This is a genomic window from Streptomyces sp. NPDC050147, from assembly GCF_040660195.1.
Lineage (GTDB): Bacteria > Actinomycetota > Actinomycetes > Streptomycetales > Streptomycetaceae > Streptomyces.
Window position 1 is genome coordinate 517,053 of the sequence record NZ_JBFALJ010000001.1, and the last position, 20,081, is coordinate 537,133.

Here is a 20,081-nt window from a genome sequence, read left to right on the forward strand (position 1 = left end):
GGCTCAGGGGTGCCCGGTCCGCGGCGGCCTCTGGTGGCGATCCGCGACGACCTCTGGTGGCGATCCGCGGCCCGCGGGCGGATCCTGGAGTTACGTACGCCGACATCGGGAGGCGGACATGGCCGCGCACGTACTTCACTCAGGGACGAGGCGGCCCAGGCGGCGCGTCACACTGAACGAACACCTGCCCGTCGACCATCGTCTCAGCACGATATACCGCGTCGGCGCGGGCCTGATGGGGCTCGTCCTGGTCGTGTTCGGCATCCTCGGCCTGATCGACAAGATCGGCTTCTTCGACACCGGGGGCGACACCGTCGCCGGTCTGAACACCAACGGCGCGCTCAGCGTCCTGTCGATCTGCGTAGGGCTGCTCCTGCTCGTCGGCATGGTGATCGGCGGCAACTTCGCGTCGACGCTCAACATGGTCGCGGGCGTCGCCTTCATTCTCAGCGGCTTCGTCAACCTCGGCCTCCTCGACACCAGCTTCAACTTCCTCGCCTTCCGCATCCAGAACGTGCTGTTCAGCTTTGTGGTGGGCATCCTCCTGATGATCTTCGGGATGTACGGGCGGGTCGGCTCGGCACTGCCGCACGACAACCCGTACTGGCGGGCGCGCCACCCCGAGCCGGTGCGGCACGCGGGGCGCGGGCCTCACCACCCCGAGCAGACCTGAGCAGACCTTCCGCCCGGCCGCCCCAGAGCAGACCGTTCGCCCAACCACCCTGAGCAGGCGCGCTGACCTGCCTGTGCGAGCCTGGGGGCATGTCGGACCTCACCACTGCCTTCAGTTCAGCTCTGCGGACCCAGCGCCTGGTCGCCATCGTGCGCGGCACCGACGCGGAGGCCTCCTTCCGGACGGTCATGGCGCTCGTGGAGTCCGGTGTGCCGCTCGTGGAGGTCTCGCTCAGCGGCGCGGACACGTTGGGCGTCCTGCAGCGGGCGCGCGCCGAACTGGGCGGCGACGCCTGGCTCGGCGCGGGCACGGTCCTCACGGCGGACGACGCACGGCGTGCCGCGGACGCGGGAGCGAACCTCGTCGTGACGCCGGGGCTCGGTGCCGGCGTCGACGAGGCCCTGCGGCGTGAACTGCCCGTGGCGGCAGGGGTATTGACACCCACCGACGTGATCGCGGCGAGCGCTGCCGGTGCCACCGCGCTGAAGATCTTCCCCGCTTCGGCGATGGGCGGCCCCGCGTATCTCAAGGCGCTGCGAGCCCCCTTCCCCGACCTCCCCTTCGTACCGGTGGGCGGCGTGGACCGGGCCGCCGCCGAGGAGTATCTGGCGCTCGGCGCGGTCGCGGTCGGCGTCGGCTCCCCGCTCATCGGGGACGCGGCGGACGGCGGCGACCTGGACGCGCTGCGCAAGCGCGCCGCGGAGTTCGTGGCGGTCACGAAGGCAGCCGCGGGGGCAGTCGCGGGGGCCGGTCGGTGAGCGCCATGGGCCACGAAACTGCCGCCGACGTCCTCACCCTCGGCGAGACCATGGTCGCCCTGCGCGGCAGCGGTCCGCTCAAGCTGGGCGGTTCGATGGAGGTCTCCGTCGCGGGCGCCGAGTCGAACGTGGCCATCGGTCTCGCGCGCCTCGGCCACGCGGCGCGGTGGGCCGGCGCGGTCGGCGACGACGAGGCGGGCGAGCTGGTGCTGCGCACGCTGCGGGCCGAGGGCGTAGACGTCAGCGGCGCCACCCGCGACCCGGACGCGCCCACGGGCCTGATCCTCTTCGAACCCCGGCTGCCCGAAGTGACCCGCGTGCACTACTACCGTGCGGGCTCCGCCGGTTCACGCCTCACGGCGACCGCGGTCGAGGACGCTTTCGCCTCTCCCGCTGCGCCTCGCGTGCTGCACCTCACCGGCATCACCCCGGCCCTCGGCCCGTCCGCCCTCGCCGCGTGTCGCCGCGGTCTCGAACTGGCCCGGGAGCACGGCACGACGGTCTGCCTCGACGTCAACTTCCGCTCACGGCTGTGGAGCGCGGAGGAGTCCGCCGCGGTCATGCGTTCCTGGATGCCGTACGTCGATGTCCTCATCGCCTCGGACGACGAACTGCCGCTGTGCGTACCGGAGTCGAAGAACACATCCGGTGAGGCCTCCGCCCTGGCCGAGGAGCTCCGCGCGCAGGGCGTCGGCGAGGTCGTGGTCAAGCTCGGCGCCGACGGGGCCACCACGTACGACGCCGACGGGGAGCTGTACGCTCCGGCGCGTCCGGTGCGGGCGGTGGACGCCGTGGGCGCGGGGGACGCGTTCGTCGCCGGATATCTGTCGGCGCTGCTCGACGGGGAGGACTTGGCGGGGCGCCTCGACCGGGCCGTGACCACAGGGGCCTTCGCCGTGGCGTCGCACGGGGACTGGGAAGGGGCGCCCACGCGTGCGGAGCTCGGGCTGCTGGGAGCGGGGCCCGGGACCGTGGTCCGCTGAGCGTCCGCTGAGTCCTCGGCTGGATGTGCCGCGCCCAACCGGGCCCTGCCGCACCGTGCCGCGCTCTGCCGTGGAGGCCGTCGAGCACCTTGGGGTGCGTCGTGGCCGGTCACGCCCGCACCGCGGAGCCGCACATGCCACAGCCCCGCACTCCTTCAGGGCGCGGCCGAACCGCAGCGAACTTCACCGAGGCCGTCTGGCACCCCTCGGGTCGGGTCGGTCGTCCGGCGCGCCGCGGTCGGCGGACCCGCTAGCCGCGCCGCTGACCGCTAGCCGCTGGCCGCGCTAGCCGCAGCAGCCTCCGCCACAGCAGCCGCCTCCGCCACCGCCGCGCGGGGCAGGGGCGGGCGCCGAGGTGGAGCCCCCGACGGCCACCGTCGAGAGCAGCTTCACCGTGTCCTCGTGCCCGGCGGGACAGGGCGCTGGGGCGGCGGACTCGGCCATCGGGCGGCTCAGCTCAAAGGTGTCGCCGCAGGAACGGCAGCGGTACTCGTATCGTGGCATGGGCCAAGGCTAGCGGCAGCGGATCAGCCGGGGCGCTGGGCTTCGACCGATAAGAGCCTAAGAACCCCGGGATCAACCGGGGCCCGGGATCAACCGGAGCGCGCGGCTTCGTCAGAAAGACGCCCACCCCAGCTCAGCCGGGACGCACGGCTTCGTCAGAAGAAGCCCCCCTGTCCCCTGCCACGGGCCCCAGGACTCAACGCCCCGCCGCCGCGAGGAACCCCCGCAGGATCTCCTCCCCCGCCGCGACGCCCCGCTCGGGCAGCACGGTGAGCCCCGGCGCCGTCCAGCCCGTGTCCGCGAGCTCGCCGTGTCCCGGCCGCCAGGAGCGGTCCGCGGCAAGCAGCAGATCGGCGTCGAGGAGCGAGTCACCGGCGGCGAGGATCTCGTCCGCGTCGATACGGCGGGCCACCTCGCGCACCGCCGCACTCTTGGTCAGCGGCTTCGGCACGGCGTAGATCTTGCGGCCCTGCAGCGAGACGGTCCAGCCGCGCTCCTCCGCCCACACGGCGAGCTCCTTGACCCACTCCTTCGGCAGCAGGGAGCGCTCGACGACGAGATAGGCGAAGAGATCCTCCGCCACCCGCTCCTTCAGGAGCCAGGCCGGGTCGGCGGTACGCACCAGGTGGGCGCGGACCTCGTCGAGCGAGGCGCACTCGGCGGCGAGCCGCCGGTCCACGTCCGCCCGCCACGCGGGGTCGGACACCCCGTCGACCAGGAGATGCCCGCCGTTGGCGCAGATCGCGAACTCCGGCGCGGGGCCCGGAAGGTGGATGCGCCCGTACTGCTCGCGCGTCCGGGTGGTCGTCGGCACGAAGACCGTGCCGTGGCCCACCTCGTCGAGCAGCCCGGCGGCGGCCTCGGTGACGTACGACAGCGGCTTGCTCTCGTACACCTCGACGCAGAGCAGCCGCGGCGCCTCAGCGTCGGGCATGGTCAGGCCGAGAGCGGCGGCGGAGTAGATGAGGGTACGGTCGAGGTCGCTGGCGACCAGCACCGTGCGGGGCGCGCCCACGTGCGTGCTCACTTGGAGGACACCGCCTTGCCGTCCGTGCCGGTGGCGCCGCGCGTGAACTGAGGGTGAATCAATCCGACGCAGGTGTAAGGGAGTTCGTCCACTTCCTCGACCGGGACACCCCGCTGCTCCGCGAGGAGACGTACGTGATCGAGGTCGGCCCCCGCCCCGGCGCGGGCCAGGATCTTCCAGGGAACGCGCCGCAGCAGGACACGCGTCGTCTCGCCGACGCCCGGCTTGACCAGGTTCACGTCGTGGATCCCGTACTCCTCGCTGATCCGTTCCACGGCTGCCCAGCCCTCCCAGGTCGGCTCCCTGTCGGCCGAGAGCAGTTCCTTGACCTGGGTGTCGACGGCATCCGCCACTGCGTCGAAGTGGGCGGTGATGGCGTCCAGGAAGTCGAGGGAGACGTCGCCGTCGGCGAGCTCGCGGTAGAACTTCGCGCCGTGGAAGTCGTCGGGGCCGACGAGGTCCGCGCGCAGGACGGTGCGCGATATCAAGCCGGACACCGTCGAGTTGAGGCAGGCCGAGGGGATGAGGAAGTCCTCGCGGGTGCCGTAGGTGCGGACGCAGGAGCCGGGGTCGGCAAGCACCGCGATCTCCGGATTGAACCCGGCCGGACCGCCGGACTCCTCGAACTCCCGCACGGCGTCGGCGAGTTCGCGCGTGATGGCTCCCTTGCCCGTCCAGCCGTCGACGAAGACGACGTCGGTCGGGTCGTGGTGTGCGGCGAGCCACCGCAGCGCGTTGGCGTCGATGCCGCGGCCGCGCACGATCGACACGGCGTAGTGCGGCAGGTCGAGGCCGTGCCGGTGCTGCGCCCAGCGCCGCATCAGTACGCCGACGGGCGTGCCCGCGCGGGCGAGGGAGACGAGGACCGGACGTGGGGAGGGGGTCCCCCCGCGCTTTCGGCCGTGGGGGAGCTCGGCGAGGACGGTTTCGGTGACGGTGCCGACGGCCTGCGCGATGCGGGCGGCGGAGGTGTCGAGCGCCGCGCGGAACAGCTCTTGGTACTGCGGGCTCGGCTGGTACTCGACCGGCAGCGACTCGGCGTAGTGCGCGCCACCGCTCTGTATCGCCTCCTCGCGCTCCTCGGTGGGCGCTTCCAGCCGCGCGTCCGAGAGGTCCTGGAGCAGCCAGCCGACGTCTTCGGCCGCGTACGAGGAGAAGTCGGGGCCGCGGAGGGGCTCGGGCAGCATGGATGGCCTTTCGGGGGCGTGCCGGGAGACGTGCTCGGGTGCGCGCGCGGGGACGTCGGAGGGAACGTACGAGGGAACGACGGCGAGCAGCACCTGTGGGGCGTGCGCGGCGAGCTGCACCAACAGCCCGCCCGCGGCGTGGAGTTCGGGGCGGTCGCCGACGGAGTCGACCACGACGACGATCGCGTCGAAGCCGCCGCCCGCGACGTTGTACGCGTACCTCTCGCCGGGTCCGTCGGCGGGAGCGTCGTGCGCGGGGAAGACGAGGCGGCTGCGGATGGCGTAGCCGGGGTCGTCTACGGCGAGGACGGGCGAGCGGGTGGTGGTGGAGTACCGCACCTCCGTGCCCCCGGCGGACAACCGCTCCTCCAGCCTGACGCCGAGGGCCAGGGGCGCGTACATCAGCTCCTCGAAGCCCAGGACGAGGACGCGGGCGGGCGCCGTGGCGGCCCCCGTGGCGGCCTCTGGAGTCAGCGCTCGCGCGATCCGGTCCGCCATCCCCGGCAGCGCTGCCTCAAGTGCCTCCCGGTGCTCGGGAGCGAACCCGTGGCGCCCGCCGTCCGGCACCCCGGCGGGCCAGCGGAGGTCGACCCGGGTGACCGGCCCGCTCTCCCGGCGCGGGGCGGGGAGCGCCGAGGCCGCCTCGTACTCCTCGACCAGTGCCTGTCCCTTCTCCAGGACCCCGCCCGGCAGGCTCACGGTGCCGGACGCCGTCGTGATCAGGTCGACCCGCGCGCCGATCTCCCGGGCGAAGTCGGCCAGGCGGCCCTGGTCCCGCGGGGAGCGCAAGTCGACGAGGGCGACGATGACGTACCGCTCGCGCGGGTACAGCTCGTGCAGGGCGCGGATGGTGTTGAGGACCGTGTTGCCGGTGGAGAACTCGTCGTCCACGAGCACCAGCGGGCCGTCCCTGGTGAGCAGCCGGGGGTCCTCGGGGAGCAGCAGGTGCGAGGTCGCGTGCGAGTGGGACTCCTCGAAGCCGCCCGCCCTGCGCACGCCGTCGACCGGGCGTCGCGTGGAGTGGAGGTAGGGCGCGAGGCCGATGCCGTCCGCGACACAGTGGCCGAGGCCGGTCGCCGTCTCCGCGTACCCGAGCACGACCGCGCGCCGGGCCTCCGCGTCGCCCAGGAGCGCGCGCACCCGGACACCGAGGTCACGCCCGGCGGCGTACACGACGGAAGGCAGTTGCGGCACATGCTTGCCGAGGACGTTCGACACCAGGAGGTGCGCCCGCTTCGGGTTGCGGCGCAGGGCGAGGCCGAGCAGGTCGCTCAGCCCCGTGTCTCCGGCCAGTTCCACACCGAGCCGCTCGGCGACCCACGTCCCTGACCACACCACTTCGTCGTTCACAGTCCTCGCACAGTCCTTACGTTCCATACTTTCGTGGCGTTCGCCGCGTTCGTCACGGTCTTCGTGTTCGCCGTGTTCGCCGCGTTCGCCGCGTTCGTCACGGTCTTCGCGGCCGGCCGGGGAGGTCCGGGGAGGCGGCCCGGAGCCCGGCGGAGCGGCGGTCAGCCGGAGAGCCCGGCGGTGAGCAGCTCCACGAAACCGATGTCCTCGCGCGCGACGCCGAAGACCTCGGCGCGCTGAAGGGTCCGCTCGGCCCAGGCGCGGTGCGGCTTCACCTCGTTCATCTTGTTCGTGTACGCCGAGCGCATGACCCCGCCGCCGTCCCGTTCCGGGCGCAGGATGTCCTCGGCGTCGCTGAACTCCTCGTGGCTGACGACCGAGAGCGCGTGCACGGGCAGCACGTGCGAGGGGTGGATGCAGGTCTTGCCGAGCAGGCCGTTGGCCCGGTCGAGCTCGATCTCGCGCAGCAGCCCGTCGATGTCGTGCTCGATGAGCGCCTGCCGCAGCTCCTCCGCCCGGCCCTCCAGGAAGGGGCTGCGGCGCAGCTGCGGCTTGAACATCCGCTCCTGGGCGCGGAAGTACTCCCACACGGGGCCGGTCACGGTGAAGCCCGTGCCGTCGGCCCTGCCGAAGTGGTTGACGACGTCGGCGATGACCGAGGCCACGATGTGGACGTCGTACGCGGTCATGTGCGGCGGCCTGCGCAGTCCGTACGCCGAGCAGAAGTCGGTGACGCCGAGCCGCAGCGCGAGCACCCGCTCGCGGTACTTGTCGACGGTGCGGGCGATCCCGGCCAGGGTCTCCGAGCGGCTCTCCAGGTGCAGCAGCTCGGCCGATTCGAGGACGGGCATCGCGAAGAGCCGGCGGCCGCTCGCAGCTTCCGCCGCGGCGAGCGACTCCAGGAAGGCGACGCCGCGCTCCTCGGTGAACTTCGGCAGCACGAATCCGGACAGCAGCCGGATGCTGGGCCCGAGGCGGACCGCCAGGTCGGCTATCTGCTCGGGGGATCTGACCCGGACGAACAGCAGCGGCGGCTCCGCGCCCTCCCGTTCCGCCAGGTCGGCGAACTGATCGACGAGGTTCTCCTCGGCGCCGTCGACCTCCGCGTCGTCGATCGAATCCTCCAGGCAGAGCACCATCGAGATCACGCCACGCCCCGCCTGCTTCAGGATGTCGTCGGCGAGGCGAGGGCGCGTGGCCGGGCTGTAGAGCGTGGCTCCCAGGGCAGCGGCGAGCAGACGCGGGGAGGAGTCCGCGGTGAAGGCGCACGGCTCCCGATGGAAGAGACGCTGTCGCACCTCTGGGGCTATATGCCCGAAATGACGCATGATTTCCCCTGTACTCGTCGGCGCGACCCGACGTGATGTGGCCGGTAATAGTACGTAGGGATGGGTGTCAAGGGTTCCCCACGGGCATGAAATTCCAGTAACTCGGCCATGACAGACACACAGGCCACACACCGTCACCCCCGCGTTGTCCCGTCCAAACCCGGGAAGGCAGGATGACCGCATGACGCACGCGATGTTGAAGGGGTCGAACGTCCCGCTCGAAGCCACGGCCGTCCGCGCCGTGCTGCGCTGGACCCCCGGGCAGGGCGTCCCGGACGTCGACGCGTCGGCCCTGCTGCTCGGCGCCGACGGCCGCGTACGGTCCGACGAGGACTTCGTCTTCTACAACCAGCCGCGCCATCCCTCGGGAAAGGTCTGGCGGCTCGGCAAGAAGCGCGTCTCCCAGGGCCTTTCCGAGGGCCTGACCGACACCATCCAGACGGACATGGCGGGCCTGGACCCCGCGGTGAGCCGAGTCCTGCTCGTCGCCTCCGCCGACAACGTCGCCTTCGAAAACGTACGAGCGCTGCGCATTCTGCTGTACGACGCGGGCGCGAGCGAAGCCGAACCGCTCGCGTACTTCGACATCACCCCGCAGACGGGCGCCGAAACGGCCCTGATCTGCGGTGAGCTCTACCGTCGCGGCGACGTCTGGAAGTTCCGTGCACTGGGCGAAGGCTATCTGAACGGCCTGGAGGGTCTCGCCGGGGACTTCGGCATCTCCGTGGACGAGTCCGAAGCCGTGCCCGAGCCGACGACCGAGGCCTCGCTCCCGCAGCCGCACCCCCAGCGGCAGCCGATGCCCGCTGCTGCCACGCAGGCACCACCTCCGCAGCCCTTCCCCGCCCCCGCCCCACAGCCCTCGTACGGCTATCCTCCCGAGCCTCCGCGCCACCAGCCGCCCGTACCGCAGCCGTCCTACGGCTACCCACAGCACGCGCCCGCGCACACGGCGCCGGTACCGCAGCCCTCGTACGGCTATCCGCAGCCCGTGGCGCCGATGCCCGACCCGCACTTCCGGCTGCCGCCCCAGGGGCCGCAGTTCCTCGCACGCTGAGAGGGCGGGGCGCTCGGGGTGTTCCGGGGGCTTGCGGCGCGCGGGGCGCTCTCGGCAGGCGGGGTGCTCACGGCAGGCCGGGGGCGCGGGGCAGGCGAGGCCGGTGCGGCGCTTCAGGCGCCGCCGACCTTGGTCTTGTAGCCGCGGCCCCACTGCAGCCCCCAGCCGTACAGCCGGTCGAGCTCGGCCTGGAAGCCGTACACGAACTTCACCTCGCGGCGCACGATCAGCTCGTCCTTGACGTTCTCCAGCGTGAATATCGCGCAGGAGCGGGCCTGCGGCTGGCGCTCGTCCAGGTCGATCTCGATCCGCGGGCCGTTGCTCGGGTAGAGCGTCACCTTGGCGTGCGTGCGGTCGAAGGCGGGCGTCTGGTCGTAGATGTAGGCGAAGAAGAGCAGCCGCTTGATCGACTCGCGGTGGTCGAGGTTCACGTAGATCGTCTCGCCTGACGGCGAACCGAACCGGTCGTCACCGCTGAGCTTCACGTACGGCGCGACGTTCAGACTGCCGAAGAAGCTGCCCAGCGGCTGCACGACACCCTTGGCGCCGTCCGTCGTCTCGTACAGACAGCCGAGGTCGAGGTCCACGTTGACCACGCCCTGGGTGTGCGCCTGCACCACGTCGGGCTGGAACATTTTGAGGGGGTGCCGCAGCAGGCTGTCGCCCTTGGGTTTGCCGATGATGTCAGACGTACGCATCTGCCAGGACAGGTTGACCCGGAGATTGCCGGTGGCCGCGCCCTGTTTGTTGAGCGAGACCGTCGGGTGCCGCTTCGTGAGTTCGATGGAGTTGGTCGCCGCACTGCCCGACTCGTAGTCCATCGAGCGCCCACGCCACAGACCGTCCCAGAAGGACATCGCCGCCCCCAAAAAAGTGCCGGAGCCCCATGGGCCCGTTACGAATGCCACGGGGCGGCCAGGAGGACTCGTCCTCGATGGCCGCCCCGTTCAGAAGCGTTCCTCACTCGGCCCCGCGTCACACCCCGGGAACGAGTCAGACCCTGCGTCAGACGCCGGAGGAAACCTCGGTCTTCTCGTCCGAACCCGAGCCCTTGCCCTCCTCCGCCGCGATGCGCCTGTTGCGCAGGACGGAGGAGATGAAGGACCAGGCGATCAGGACGACGCCGACGAGACCGGTGATGACCTCGTGGATCTCGTACTGAATGGTGATGAGGAGGATCGCGGCGAGGGCGCCGATCGCGTAGTGCGCGCCGTGCTCCAGGTAGACGTAATCGTCGAGGGTGCCTTGGCGGACCAGATAGACGGTGAGCGAACGGACGTACATCGCGCCGATGCCGAGCCCGAGCGCCATCAGGACGATGTCGTTGGTGATGGCGAAGGCGCCGATGACGCCGTCGAAGGAGAACGACGCGTCCAGGACCTCGAGGTAGAGGAACATGAAGAACGCGGCCTTGCCGACCATGACGACGGCGGGAACCTTCTTGCCGCTCTTCTTGGCCTCTTCCTCCTGCTCGTGCTCGCGCTCCTCCTCTTCCTCGAGTTTGTTCTCGAAGAAGCCGGAGAGCCCGCCCACGATGAGATAGGTGATGAGTCCGGCGACGCCGGAGAGCAGCACCGTCTCGGCCTTGTTCACATGTTCGCCACCGTGCTGGTGGGCGTGGGTGGCGACGGTCATCGCGGAGATCATCAGCACGATCAGCGCGACGCAGGCCGACAGCATGTCGACCTTGCCGAGCTTGGACAGCGGGCGCTCGATCCAGCCGAGCCACTTGATGTCACGGTCCTCGAAAACGAAGTCGAGGAAGATCATCAACAGGAACATGCCACCGAACGCGGCGATCGACGGGTGAGCGTCGGTCACCAGCTGCTGGTACTGGTCCTTGTCGTTGAGCGCGAGACGCACAGCCTCGATCGGGCCGATCTTGGCGCTGATGGCCACGATCGCGACGGGGAAGACGAGCCGCATGCCGAAGACGGCGATGAGCACACCGATGGTGAGGAAGATTTTCTGCCAGAAGGCGCTCATCTTCTTCAGGATTCCGGCGTTGACCACCGCGTTGTCGAAGGACAGCGAGATCTCGAGGATGGACAGGATCGCCACGATCCCGAAACCTGTCCACCCCCCGTAGAACACCGCCGCGACCAGGCCGAGCGCGGTAACCGCGAACGACCAGCCGAAGGTTTTCAGAAGCACTGGCTACCCAATCGTGTGTGTACGGGCTCCCGCTTAGCGGTCTCCCCCGCGTCGGTCCCCTGCTTTACGAAACATTGACCCCGAAGTCTAGAGCGATGCCCCGCAGACCTGACGCGTACCCCTGTCCAACGGCACGGAACTTCCACTCACCGCCATAGCGGTACACCTCACCAAAGATCATCGCGGTCTCCGTGGAGGCGTCCTCGGAGAGGTCGTACCGCGCGAGTTCCTGGTGGTCCGCCTGGTTGACCACACGGATGAAAGCGTTGCTGACCTGGCCGAACGCCTGGCCGCGGTTGTCCGCGTCATGGATCGAGACAGGGAAGACGATCTTGTCACAGGTAGCGGGAACCTTGGAGAGGTCGATCAGGAGCGACTCGTCGTCCCCGTCACCCTCACCCGTGAGGTTGTCGCCGGTGTGTTCGACGGAGCCGTCCGGGCTCTTGAGGTTGTTGTAGAAGACGAACCACTCGTCGCCGAGAATCCGGCCCGAGTTGCACATCAGCGCGCTGGCGTCGAGGTCGAAGGGGGCTCCGGTGGTGGAGCGCGCGTCCCAGCCGAGGCCGACCAGGACCTGCGTGAGGTTCGGTGCGGCCTTGGAGAGGGAGACGTTGCCTCCCTTGGCGAGCGTGACGCCCATGATGTGGTCCTCCCCGTGGTTCGAGAACAAGAATTCCCCGGTCCCCCATGGTTCGGGAGCATCGCCCGGGAGCAAGAGATTTGAGCACGTCCGGCGCCGCACTCGTGGTGTGCGGCGCCGGACGAAAGGCGGAGGGCGTTACTCGGCTCAGACGTTGACGCCGAAGTCCTGCGCGATGCCGCGCAGGCCCGAGGCGTAACCCTGGCCGACGGCGCGGAACTTCCACTCCGGGCCGTTGCGGTACAGCTCGCCGAAGACCATGGCGGTCTCCGTCGAGGCGTCCTCGGAGAGGTCGTACCGCGCGATCTCCGCGCCGCCCGCTTGGTTCACGACGCGGATGAACGCGTTGCGGACCTGGCCGAACGACTGCTGGCGGGTCTCGGCGTCGTAGATCGAGACCGGGAAGACGATCTTGTCCACGTCGGCCGGGACGGCCGCCAGGTCGACCTTGATCGCCTCGTCGTCGCCCTCGCCCTCACCGGTGGTGTTGTCACCGGTGTGCTCGACGGAGCCGTCCGGGCTCTTCAGGTTGTTGAAGAACACGAAGTTGCCGTCGCTGCTGACCTTGCCCTCGGCATTCGTCAGGATGGCGCTGGCGTCGAGGTCGAAGTCCGTACCGGTGGTGGTACGGACGTCCCAGCCCAGGCCGACCAGAACCGCGGTCAGGCCGGGGGCCTCCTTGCTCAGCGATACGTTGCCGCCCTTGCTGAGGCTGACTCCCACAAGTCCTCCCAAATTGATGTCCAGGGGCGGGGAGCCCCAGTCGTTCTTTGCCATCGGATCAACGAGTGGATCCTAGTGACCGGTTCCCGGCCACCACAGGCTCTGCGCCTGAAGAATCACAGGGTGTCACCCCTGAGGAATCACAGGGTGTCGAGAGCCTTGACGTAGTCGTTGAGGTCGCGGGCGTCCGGCAGGCCGTTCACGACAGTCCAGCGCACCACGCCCTCCTTGTCGATGATGAACGTGCCGCGCACCGCACAGCCCTTGTCCTCGTCGAAGACCTCGTACGCGCGCGACGCCTCACCGTGCGGCCAGAAGTCGGAGAGCAGCGGGTACTCCAAGCCCTCCTGTTCGGCGAAAACACGCAGGGTATGGATGGAGTCGTTCGAGACGGCCAGGAGCTGGGTGTCGTCGTTGACGAACTTCGGCAGCTCGTCGCGGAGTGCGCAGAGCTCGCCCGTGCACACGCCGGTGAACGCGAACGGATAGAAGAGCAGCACCACGTTCTTCTCGCCGCGGAAGTCCGACAGCCGCACGGTCCGGCCGTGATTGTCCTTCAGCTCGAAGTCCGGGGCCTTGGTGTCGGTCGCGATGCCGGCGAGCGCCATGAGTTCGCTTCCCTTCGGTGGGGCTGTTCGGGTGATGACCACCCTACGCAACGGGCGTTTCGTCCGATCACCCCGCAGGGCCGACAACTTCCCCCGCCGCCCCGGGCCCCCACGCACGCGTGAGCCCCCACCGGCATACGTCGGTGGGGGCTCACAGCGATTGGCTCAGTCGACTTCCTGCTGCCTGAGCGGCAGCTTCACCGCTTCTTGGCTGCCGCCTTCGGCGTGACCAGACGGCTGCCCGTCCAGTCCTTGCCCGCGCTGATGCTCCTGGTCTGAGCGAGGCCTGCGGTCGTGGCTGCTTCGTTGATGTCGCTCGGCTCGACATAGCCGTCACGGCCTGTCTTGGGCGTCATCAGCCAGAGGTCGCCGCCTTCTTCGATCAGCTGGGTGGCGTCCACCAGCGCATCCGTCAGGTCGCCGTCGTCCTCGCGGAACCACAGCACCACGGCGTCAGCAGTGTCGTCGTAATCCTCGTCGACGAGCTCACTGCCGATCACCCCTTCAATGGCCTCGCGGAGCTCCTGATCGACATCGTCGTCGTAGCCGATCTCCTGGACCACCTGCTCGGGCTGGAAACCCAGCCTCGCGGCAGGGTTGGTCCGCTCCTCCGCGTGGTCCGCGGTCGCGCTCACGGCTTGCCTCCTGATCATGTTTTCGGGAATGCCTTCACCCACGCGCGTGCGCGGGACATTGGCGGTAGTCCACACGGGCGGACCGGATCGCGCAAGTACCCGGCCGTCAAGACCGCTGAAACGGTGACGTTCCCGGCCGTGTCGCCGCAACTCAAGGCCCACCTGCCAGGTCCTTCTCCGCTCGCACTTCGCTCGCACGACACCGAACGGAATCGGTGTCCGAACGGTCTTACGAACCGGCTAGGCAGGATGGGCGTATCGTTGCGATTTGGTCGAGCCTACCCCAGGGCCGCCGGGCGAACCCGTCGGTTACCTCTCAGTAGAGATGACGATTGCGTCTACGCGGTACACGATGGGGAACGTCTCACAGCCAGGCAGAACCCAGGCGAAAGCCCCAACAGCGAAGGAACAGCGTGGCTTCCGGATCCGATCGCAACCCGATCATCATTGGCGGCCTGCCGAGTCAGGTCCCGGACTTCGATCCCGAAGAGACCCAGGAGTGGCTCGACTCCCTCGATGCCGCGGTCGACGAACGCGGCCGCGAGCGGGCCCGCTACCTGATGCTCCGGCTTATCGAACGCGCGCGCGAAAAGCGCGTCGCCGTGCCCGAGATGCGCAGCACGGACTACATCAACACGATCGCCACCAAGGACGAGCCGTTCTTCCCCGGCAACGAGGAGATCGAGCGCAAGGTCCTGAACGCGACCCGCTGGAACGCCGCCGTGATGGTGTCGCGCGCCCAGCGCCCCGGCATCGCTGTCGGCGGCCACATCGCCACCTTCGCCTCCTCCGCCTCGCTCTACGACGTGGGCTTCAACCACTTCTTCCGCGGCAAGGACGAGGGCGACGGCGGCGACCAGATCTTCTTCCAGGGGCACGCGTCCCCCGGCATCTACGCCCGCGCGTTCCTCCTCGACCGGCTGTCCGAGCAGCAGCTCGACGGCTTCCGCCAGGAGAAGTCGAAGGCTCCGCACGGGCTTTCGTCCTACCCGCACCCGCGTCTGATGCCGGACTTCTGGGAGTTCCCGACCGTCTCGATGGGCCTCGGCCCGCTCGGCGCGATCTTCCAGGCGCGTATGAACCGCTACATGGAGGCGCGCGGCATCGCCGACACCTCCAAGTCACACGTCTGGGCCTACCTCGGCGACGGCGAGATGGACGAGCCCGAGTCGCTCGGCCAGCTCTCCATCGCCGCCCGCGAGGGCCTGGACAACCTGACCTTCGTCGTCAACTGCAACCTCCAGCGCCTCGACGGACCCGTGCGCGGCAATGGCAAGATCATCCAGGAGCTCGAGTCGCAGTTCCGCGGCGCCGGCTGGAACGTCATCAAGCTGGTCTGGGACCGCAGCTGGGACCCGCTGCTCGCGCAGGACCGCGACGGCGTCCTGGTCAACCGTCTCAACACCACGCCCGACGGCCAGTTCCAGACGTACGCGACCGAGACCGGTTCGTACATCCGCGAGCACTTCTTCGGCGACGACCACCGGCTGCGCGCCATGGTCGAGAACATGACCGACGAGCAGATCCTGCACCTGGGCCGCGGCGGCCACGACCACAAGAAGGTCTACGCGGCATACGCGGCCGCCAAGGCCCACAAGGGCCAGCCGACCGTCATCCTGGCGCAGACGGTCAAGGGCTGGACGCTCGGCCCGAACTTCGAGGGCCGCAACGCCACCCACCAGATGAAGAAGCTGACGGTCGACGACCTCAGGCGCTTCCGCGACCGCCTGCACATCCCGATCACGGACAAGCAGCTGGAGGACGGCCCCCCGCCGTACTACCACCCGGGCCGTGACTCGGAAGAGATCCAGTACATGCACGACCGCCGCCGGGGCCTGGGCGGTTACGTCCCGACCCGCGTGGTCCGCTCGAAGCCCCTCCAGCTTCCCGAGGACAAGACGTACGCGACCGCGAAGAAGGGTTCGGGCCAGCAGTCGATCGCCACGACCATGGCGTTCGTCCGCATCCTGAAGGACCTCATGCGGGACAAGGAGATCGGCAAGCGCTTCGTGCTGATCGCCCCCGATGAGTACCGCACCTTCGGCATGGACGCCTTCTTCCCGAGCGCGAAGATCTACAACCCGCTCGGCCAGCAGTACGAGGCCGTCGACCGGGAACTGCTCCTCGCGTACAAGGAGTCCCCGACCGGCCAGATGCTGCACGACGGCATCTCCGAGGCCGGCTGCACGGCCTCGCTGATCGCCGCGGGCTCGGCCTACGCCACCCACGGCGAACCGCTGATCCCGGTGTACGTCTTCTACTCGATGTTCGGTTTCCAGCGCACCGGCGACCAGTTCTGGCAGATGGCCGACCAGCTGGCCCGCGGCTTCGTCCTGGGCGCCACCGCCGGCCGTACGACGCTGACCGGCGAGGGCCTCCAGCACGCGGACGGCCATTCGCAGTTGCTCGCCTCGACCAACCCCGGCTGCGTCGCCTACGACCCGGCCTTCGGCTACGAGATCGCGCACATCGTCAAGGACGGCCTGCGCCGGATGTACGGCCCGGACAGCGAGGACGTCTTCTACTACCTCACCGTCTACAACGAGCCGATCCAGCACCCGGCCGAGCCCGCCGATGTCGACGTGGACGGCATCCTCAAGGGCATCTACCGCTTCAAGTCGGGCGAGCAGGGCGCCATCCCGGCGCAGATCCTCGCCTCCGGTGTCGCGGTGCCGTGGGCGGTCGAGGCCCAGCAGATCCTCGCTTCGGAGTGGAACGTCAAGGCGGACGTCTGGTCGGCGACCTCCTGGAACGAACTGCGCCGCGAGGCGGTCGACGTGGAGCGCCACAACCTCCTGCACCCCGAAGAGGAACAGCGCACCCCGTACGTGACGCAGAAGCTGTCGGGGGCCGAGGGTCCGTTCGTGGCCGTCTCCGACTGGATGCGGAGCGTCCCCGACCAGATCTCCCGCTGGGTCCCCGGCACCTACCAGTCCCTGGGTGCCGACGGCTTCGGCTTCGCGGACACCCGCGGTGCGGCCCGCCGTTTCTTCCACATCGACGCGCAGTCGATCGTGGTCGGCGTACTCACCGAGCTGGCCCGCGAGGGCAAGCTGGACCGCTCAGTGCTGAAGCAGGCCATCGACCGCTACCAGCTGCTTGACGTCACGGCGGCTGACCCGGGCGCCGCTGGAGGCGACGCCTAGGCCTTGCGGTAGGCGCCGTGCCATTGGCGCGGCGCCAGACGCTGCGCCAATGCGTGGCACCTGTAGCACGCAGGTCGTTCGGAGGGCGGTGGGGCGGTGGCTCCCGCCGCCCTCCGGCGTTTCCTACGATGCGCGCATGGAAGCGCCCATAAAGCATCAACCGGCACAGCTCCGCTGGGAGCGACGCACTCAGCGTCCACTCCTCGTGCTCGCGGTGGCCTTCGCCGTCGCCTACGCCGTGCCCATCGTGGTGCCCGACGCGAGCGAGAACGTCGGAACCACCTGCACGGTGGTGGAGTGGATCGTCTGGGCTTCGTTCGCCGTCGACTATCTCGTACGCCTCTACCTCACCGACCATCGCAAGCAATTCGTCCGCTCGCACTGGCTCGACCTTTGTGCTGTCCTCCTCCCGATGTTGCAGCCGCTGCGGTTGCTGCGACTCGTCTCGACTCTGATGCTGGTCGGGCGCCGGGCCCGGATGGCGTCTCAGATTCAGCTGACGACCTATGTCGCCGGGGCTGTCGTGGGTCTCCTCATGTTCGGTTCGCTGGCCGTTCTGTCGGTGGAGCGGGAGTCGCCGAACGGCAACATCAAGACCCTTGGCGACGCGGTGTGGTGGTCCTTCACCACGATGACCACCGTCGGCTACGGCGATCACGCGCCGACGACCGGGCTGGGTCGCATACTCGCCGTCGGCCTGATGTTGTCGGGCATCGCGCTCCTGGGTGTGGTCACCGCCAACATCGCGGCGTGGTTCATCTCGCGCTTCGACCGTGACGACGTCGAGGAGCGGCGCCAGACGGCGGCGATCGAGGCGCTGACGACGGAGGTGCGAGCGCTGCGGGCACAGGTGACGGCACTGTCGGCCGGGGCGGAGTGCGAGGTGCCGCGGCCGGCGCCGACCGCGGAGACTCTCGATGTACCTCCGGTCAGTTAGTTCTCCCAGACCTTGAACGCCCGTACGCGATAGGGGGATTCGGGGACCCAGGTGCCGCCCCCTGGGTAGGTGTCGAACTCGCCGGTCTCGCCGCACTCCGCGGATTGATACGTGGTGACCGGTCGGCCCGTGCGGTTGGCGAGGGCTTGAGCGCTGCCCCCCTCCGGCAGCGCTACACAGCTCTCGATGTCGATCTCAGACAGCTCGTACGCCTGTCGAGCGCCCTTGAACTGTCCCTTTCCCCATAGACAGAGCTCTCCCGGTCCACAGCCGGCGAGCATGGGTGGCGCGGCGGCCCCGGCGTGCTTCGCGGGTGTCGCGAGATCGGCCTGTGTGGCCGGTGCCGTGGCGTCGGCCCGTGCGGGGGTGAGGATCACTGTGGCGAGTGCGGCCGCGGCGAAAGTCGTGGGCATGGTCGTACGCATCTGCATCAACTCCCGTGTCGTGTGGATCACTTGCCAGAACTGTGACTCACTCGCTTGCTCCGTCGGAAGGGGTACGGATGTGCGTCACCCAGATAGGCGAAAGCCCCCCAGTTGGACCCTGAGGGGCTTTCCCTGATGCGTGACCGCCGCCCGCTGTGAGCGCGGTTAGATGTGCCCGACTCCGGCGCTCGCGTCCGCGTTGGCGCCTCGCTTGGTCGCCATGGCGACCAGGGCCGCGACGACCGCGACGACACCGGCGACGGTGAAGGCGAGGCCCATGCCGGATACGAACGTGTCATGCGCGACCGAGGTGATCGCTTCGGCGACCGGCTCCGGCGCCTTCGGCGGGACCGGGGCCCCGCCCATCTCGATGGCGGCGGACGCCTGGTCGAGCTGGTCCGGCGTCATGGGCGGAAGCTTGGCGTCCGCCCAGTTCGTGGGAAGGTCTTCGTCGACCCGGGCGGCCATCAGCGCACCGAGCACCGCCGTGCCGAGCGCACCGCCGACCTGCATGCCGGCCTGCTGGAGGCCGCCCGCCACGCCGGACAGCTCCAGCGGGGCGTTGCCGACGATCACCTCGGTGGCTCCCACCATCACGGGCGCGAGGCCAAGGCCGAGCAGGCCGAGCCAGAGCGACATCGGCAGCGTCGCGGTGTCCGTCGTCATCGTGGACATGCCGAACATTGCGATGGCCGTGGCCACCATGCCGCCGACCAATGGGACACGCGGGCCGAACTTGGTGATGAGCGCGCCGGCGATCGGCGAGGCGACGATCATCATCGCCGTCAGCGGCAGGAGATGCAGACCGCTGTCGACCGGGCTCATGCCGTGCACGTTCTGCAGGTAGAACGTGACGAAGAACAGGCCGCCCATGAAGGCGAAGGCCATCAGGACCATGAGGACCACGCCCGCGGACAGCGGGATGGACTTGAACATGCCCAGCGGGATGAGCGGTTCCTTGACCTTCGTCTCCCAGAAGGCGAAGAGCGCGAAGAGAACCACGGCGCCCACGAGGAAGAGCAGCGTCGTGGATCCGCCCCAGCCCCATTCCGAGCCCTTGATGAGGGCGAGGATCAGCGCGAACATGCCGCCCGACAGCAGGACGATGCCGGGGATGTCGAAGGACTTCGGCGCGTTCTGCGCACGGTGGTCCTTGAGAATCACCAGGCCGAGGACGAGGGCGATGACGCCGACCGGCACGTTGATGAAGAACACCGACTGCCAGCTGACGTGCTCGACGAGCAGGCCGCCGACGATGGGGCCGCCCGCGGTCGAGGCGCCGATGACCATGCCCCAGATGCCGATCGCCATGTTCAGCTTCTCGGCCGGGAAGGTGGCGCGCAGCAGGCCGAGCGCGGCCGGCATCAGGAGGGCTCCGAAGAGGCCCTGGAGCACTCGGAAGGCGACGACCAGGCCGACGCTGCTGGAGAACCCGATGGCTCCCGAGGCCACGGCGAAGCCCGCCACGCCTATGAGGAAGGTCTGCCGGTGGCCGAACCGGTCACCGAGCTTGCCGGCGGTGATCAGCGCGACAGCGAGAGCGAGGAGGTAACCGTTGGTGATCCACTGGACACCGGCCATCGAGGTGCCGAGGTCCTTCGCGATGGCCGGGTTGGCGATCGCCACGATGGTGCCGTCCAGGGCGACCATCATCACGCCGATCGCGACGGAGAAGAGCGTCAGCCAAGGGTGGCCGCGGAGCCCCTTGGCCGGGGCCGGAGCGGACGACGGCTCCGGCGCCTCGTCCGCCTTGTCGACGGTGATCTGACTAGTCATGCGTTCGAGGCTAATGTCAGTCGCTGACAGTTGACAAACCAATTCACAAGTCGGTAACTGTCACGTAGCTCACAGGTATGGTGAGTCGGTCAGAACGGCGGAAAGAGGGCCATGGCGTGAGGACCGAGCAGCGAGCCGCGGACCCCGCGAAGCCGCAGGCCGAGACCTCC

General features: G+C 69.3%; 18 protein-coding genes. 6 read left to right on the forward strand and 12 right to left on the reverse strand.

All coding sequences use genetic code 11. The features are described from left to right. Nucleotides 1-118 precede the first annotated feature (118 nt). The 3 genes from AB0I94_RS02500 to AB0I94_RS02510 all read left to right on the forward strand — a co-directional run bounded on the left by AB0I94_RS02500 (nt 119) and on the right by AB0I94_RS02510 (nt 2,414). A complete protein-coding gene (locus AB0I94_RS02500) occupies nt 119-673 on the forward strand; it encodes a DUF4383 domain-containing protein (protein WP_363307509.1) in 555 nt (184 codons plus the stop codon). A gap of 89 nt (nt 674-762) precedes the next feature. Continuing rightward, nucleotides 763-1,431, forward strand: coding sequence for a bifunctional 4-hydroxy-2-oxoglutarate aldolase/2-dehydro-3-deoxy-phosphogluconate aldolase (locus AB0I94_RS02505; RefSeq protein ID WP_363307510.1), 669 nt, complete (start codon nt 763-765; stop codon nt 1,429-1,431). 5 nt (nt 1,432-1,436) lie between these two features. After that, the gene (locus AB0I94_RS02510; protein WP_363307511.1) at nt 1,437-2,414 is read left to right on the forward strand and encodes a sugar kinase; all 978 of its coding nucleotides are present in this window, start codon (nt 1,437-1,439) and stop codon (nt 2,412-2,414) included. 285 nt (nt 2,415-2,699) lie between these two features. Here AB0I94_RS02510 and AB0I94_RS02515 read toward each other — a convergent pair whose 3' ends face one another. From AB0I94_RS02515 to AB0I94_RS02530, 4 genes are all read right to left on the reverse strand, one after another. Next, nucleotides 2,700-2,918 (reverse strand): zinc ribbon domain-containing protein, encoded by a 219-nt coding sequence (locus AB0I94_RS02515; RefSeq protein ID WP_363307512.1) that lies wholly within the window; start codon nt 2,916-2,918, stop codon nt 2,700-2,702. A gap of 196 nt (nt 2,919-3,114) precedes the next feature. Continuing rightward, nucleotides 3,115-3,852 (reverse strand): HAD family hydrolase, encoded by a 738-nt coding sequence (locus AB0I94_RS02520; RefSeq protein ID WP_363307743.1) that lies wholly within the window; start codon nt 3,850-3,852, stop codon nt 3,115-3,117. An 89-nt stretch (nt 3,853-3,941) separates the two neighbouring features. Further along, complete coding sequence (locus AB0I94_RS02525) at nt 3,942-6,509, reverse strand: phosphoribosyltransferase (RefSeq protein ID WP_363307513.1); 2,568 nt, start codon at nt 6,507-6,509, stop codon at nt 3,942-3,944. A 134-nt stretch (nt 6,510-6,643) separates the two neighbouring features. Then, nucleotides 6,644-7,810, reverse strand: a complete 1,167-nt coding sequence (locus AB0I94_RS02530) for an HpcH/HpaI aldolase/citrate lyase family protein (RefSeq protein ID WP_363307514.1) — start codon at nt 7,808-7,810, stop codon at nt 6,644-6,646. A 181-nt stretch (nt 7,811-7,991) separates the two neighbouring features. Between AB0I94_RS02530 and AB0I94_RS02535 the strand changes: the two genes are divergently transcribed. Beyond that, nucleotides 7,992-8,867 (forward strand): TerD family protein, encoded by an 876-nt coding sequence (locus AB0I94_RS02535; protein WP_363307515.1) that lies wholly within the window; start codon nt 7,992-7,994, stop codon nt 8,865-8,867. A 113-nt stretch (nt 8,868-8,980) separates the two neighbouring features. Here AB0I94_RS02535 and AB0I94_RS02540 read toward each other — a convergent pair whose 3' ends face one another. The 6 genes from AB0I94_RS02540 to AB0I94_RS02565 all read right to left on the reverse strand — a co-directional run bounded on the left by AB0I94_RS02540 (nt 8,981) and on the right by AB0I94_RS02565 (nt 13,627). Continuing rightward, entirely contained in the window at nt 8,981-9,724 is a 744-nt protein-coding gene (locus tag AB0I94_RS02540) for a Tellurium resistance (protein ID WP_363307516.1), read from the reverse strand. Nucleotides 9,725-9,872: 148 nt separating this feature from the next. After that, complete coding sequence (locus AB0I94_RS02545) at nt 9,873-11,021, reverse strand: DUF475 domain-containing protein (RefSeq protein WP_363307517.1); 1,149 nt, start codon at nt 11,019-11,021, stop codon at nt 9,873-9,875. A gap of 64 nt (nt 11,022-11,085) precedes the next feature. Next, complete coding sequence (locus AB0I94_RS02550) at nt 11,086-11,661, reverse strand: TerD family protein (RefSeq protein WP_160504835.1); 576 nt, start codon at nt 11,659-11,661, stop codon at nt 11,086-11,088. Nucleotides 11,662-11,808: 147 nt separating this feature from the next. Continuing rightward, entirely contained in the window at nt 11,809-12,384 is a 576-nt protein-coding gene (locus tag AB0I94_RS02555) for a TerD family protein (RefSeq protein ID WP_363307744.1), read from the reverse strand. Nucleotides 12,385-12,524: 140 nt separating this feature from the next. Further along, nucleotides 12,525-12,992, reverse strand: a complete 468-nt coding sequence (locus AB0I94_RS02560; RefSeq protein ID WP_363307518.1) for a peroxiredoxin — start codon at nt 12,990-12,992, stop codon at nt 12,525-12,527. A 197-nt stretch (nt 12,993-13,189) separates the two neighbouring features. Continuing rightward, on the reverse strand, nt 13,190-13,627 hold the full coding sequence (locus tag AB0I94_RS02565; RefSeq protein ID WP_363307519.1) for a DUF3052 domain-containing protein: 438 nt from the start codon (nt 13,625-13,627) through the stop codon (nt 13,190-13,192). 413 nt (nt 13,628-14,040) lie between these two features. On the opposite strand from AB0I94_RS02565, the gene aceE reads away from it, so the two are divergent. Both aceE and AB0I94_RS02575 read left to right on the forward strand, forming a co-directional pair. Then, nucleotides 14,041-16,773: a pyruvate dehydrogenase (acetyl-transferring), homodimeric type gene (aceE, locus tag AB0I94_RS02570; RefSeq protein ID WP_363307520.1), complete on the forward strand. Its 2,733-nt coding sequence runs from the start codon at nt 14,041-14,043 to the stop codon at nt 16,771-16,773. Between the two features lie 136 nt (nt 16,774-16,909). Continuing rightward, entirely contained in the window at nt 16,910-17,710 is an 801-nt protein-coding gene (locus AB0I94_RS02575) for a potassium channel family protein (RefSeq protein ID WP_363307521.1), read from the forward strand. On the opposite strand, the gene AB0I94_RS02580 is transcribed toward AB0I94_RS02575, so the two are convergent. Beyond that, entirely contained in the window at nt 17,707-18,123 is a 417-nt protein-coding gene (locus AB0I94_RS02580; RefSeq protein ID WP_363307745.1) for a peptidase inhibitor family I36 protein, read from the reverse strand. The genes AB0I94_RS02575 and AB0I94_RS02580 overlap by 4 nt on opposite strands. 177 nt (nt 18,124-18,300) lie before the next feature. Further along, on the reverse strand, nt 18,301-19,911 hold the full coding sequence (locus tag AB0I94_RS02585; RefSeq protein ID WP_363307522.1) for an MFS transporter: 1,611 nt from the start codon (nt 19,909-19,911) through the stop codon (nt 18,301-18,303). Nucleotides 19,912-20,081: the final 170 nt, after the last annotated feature.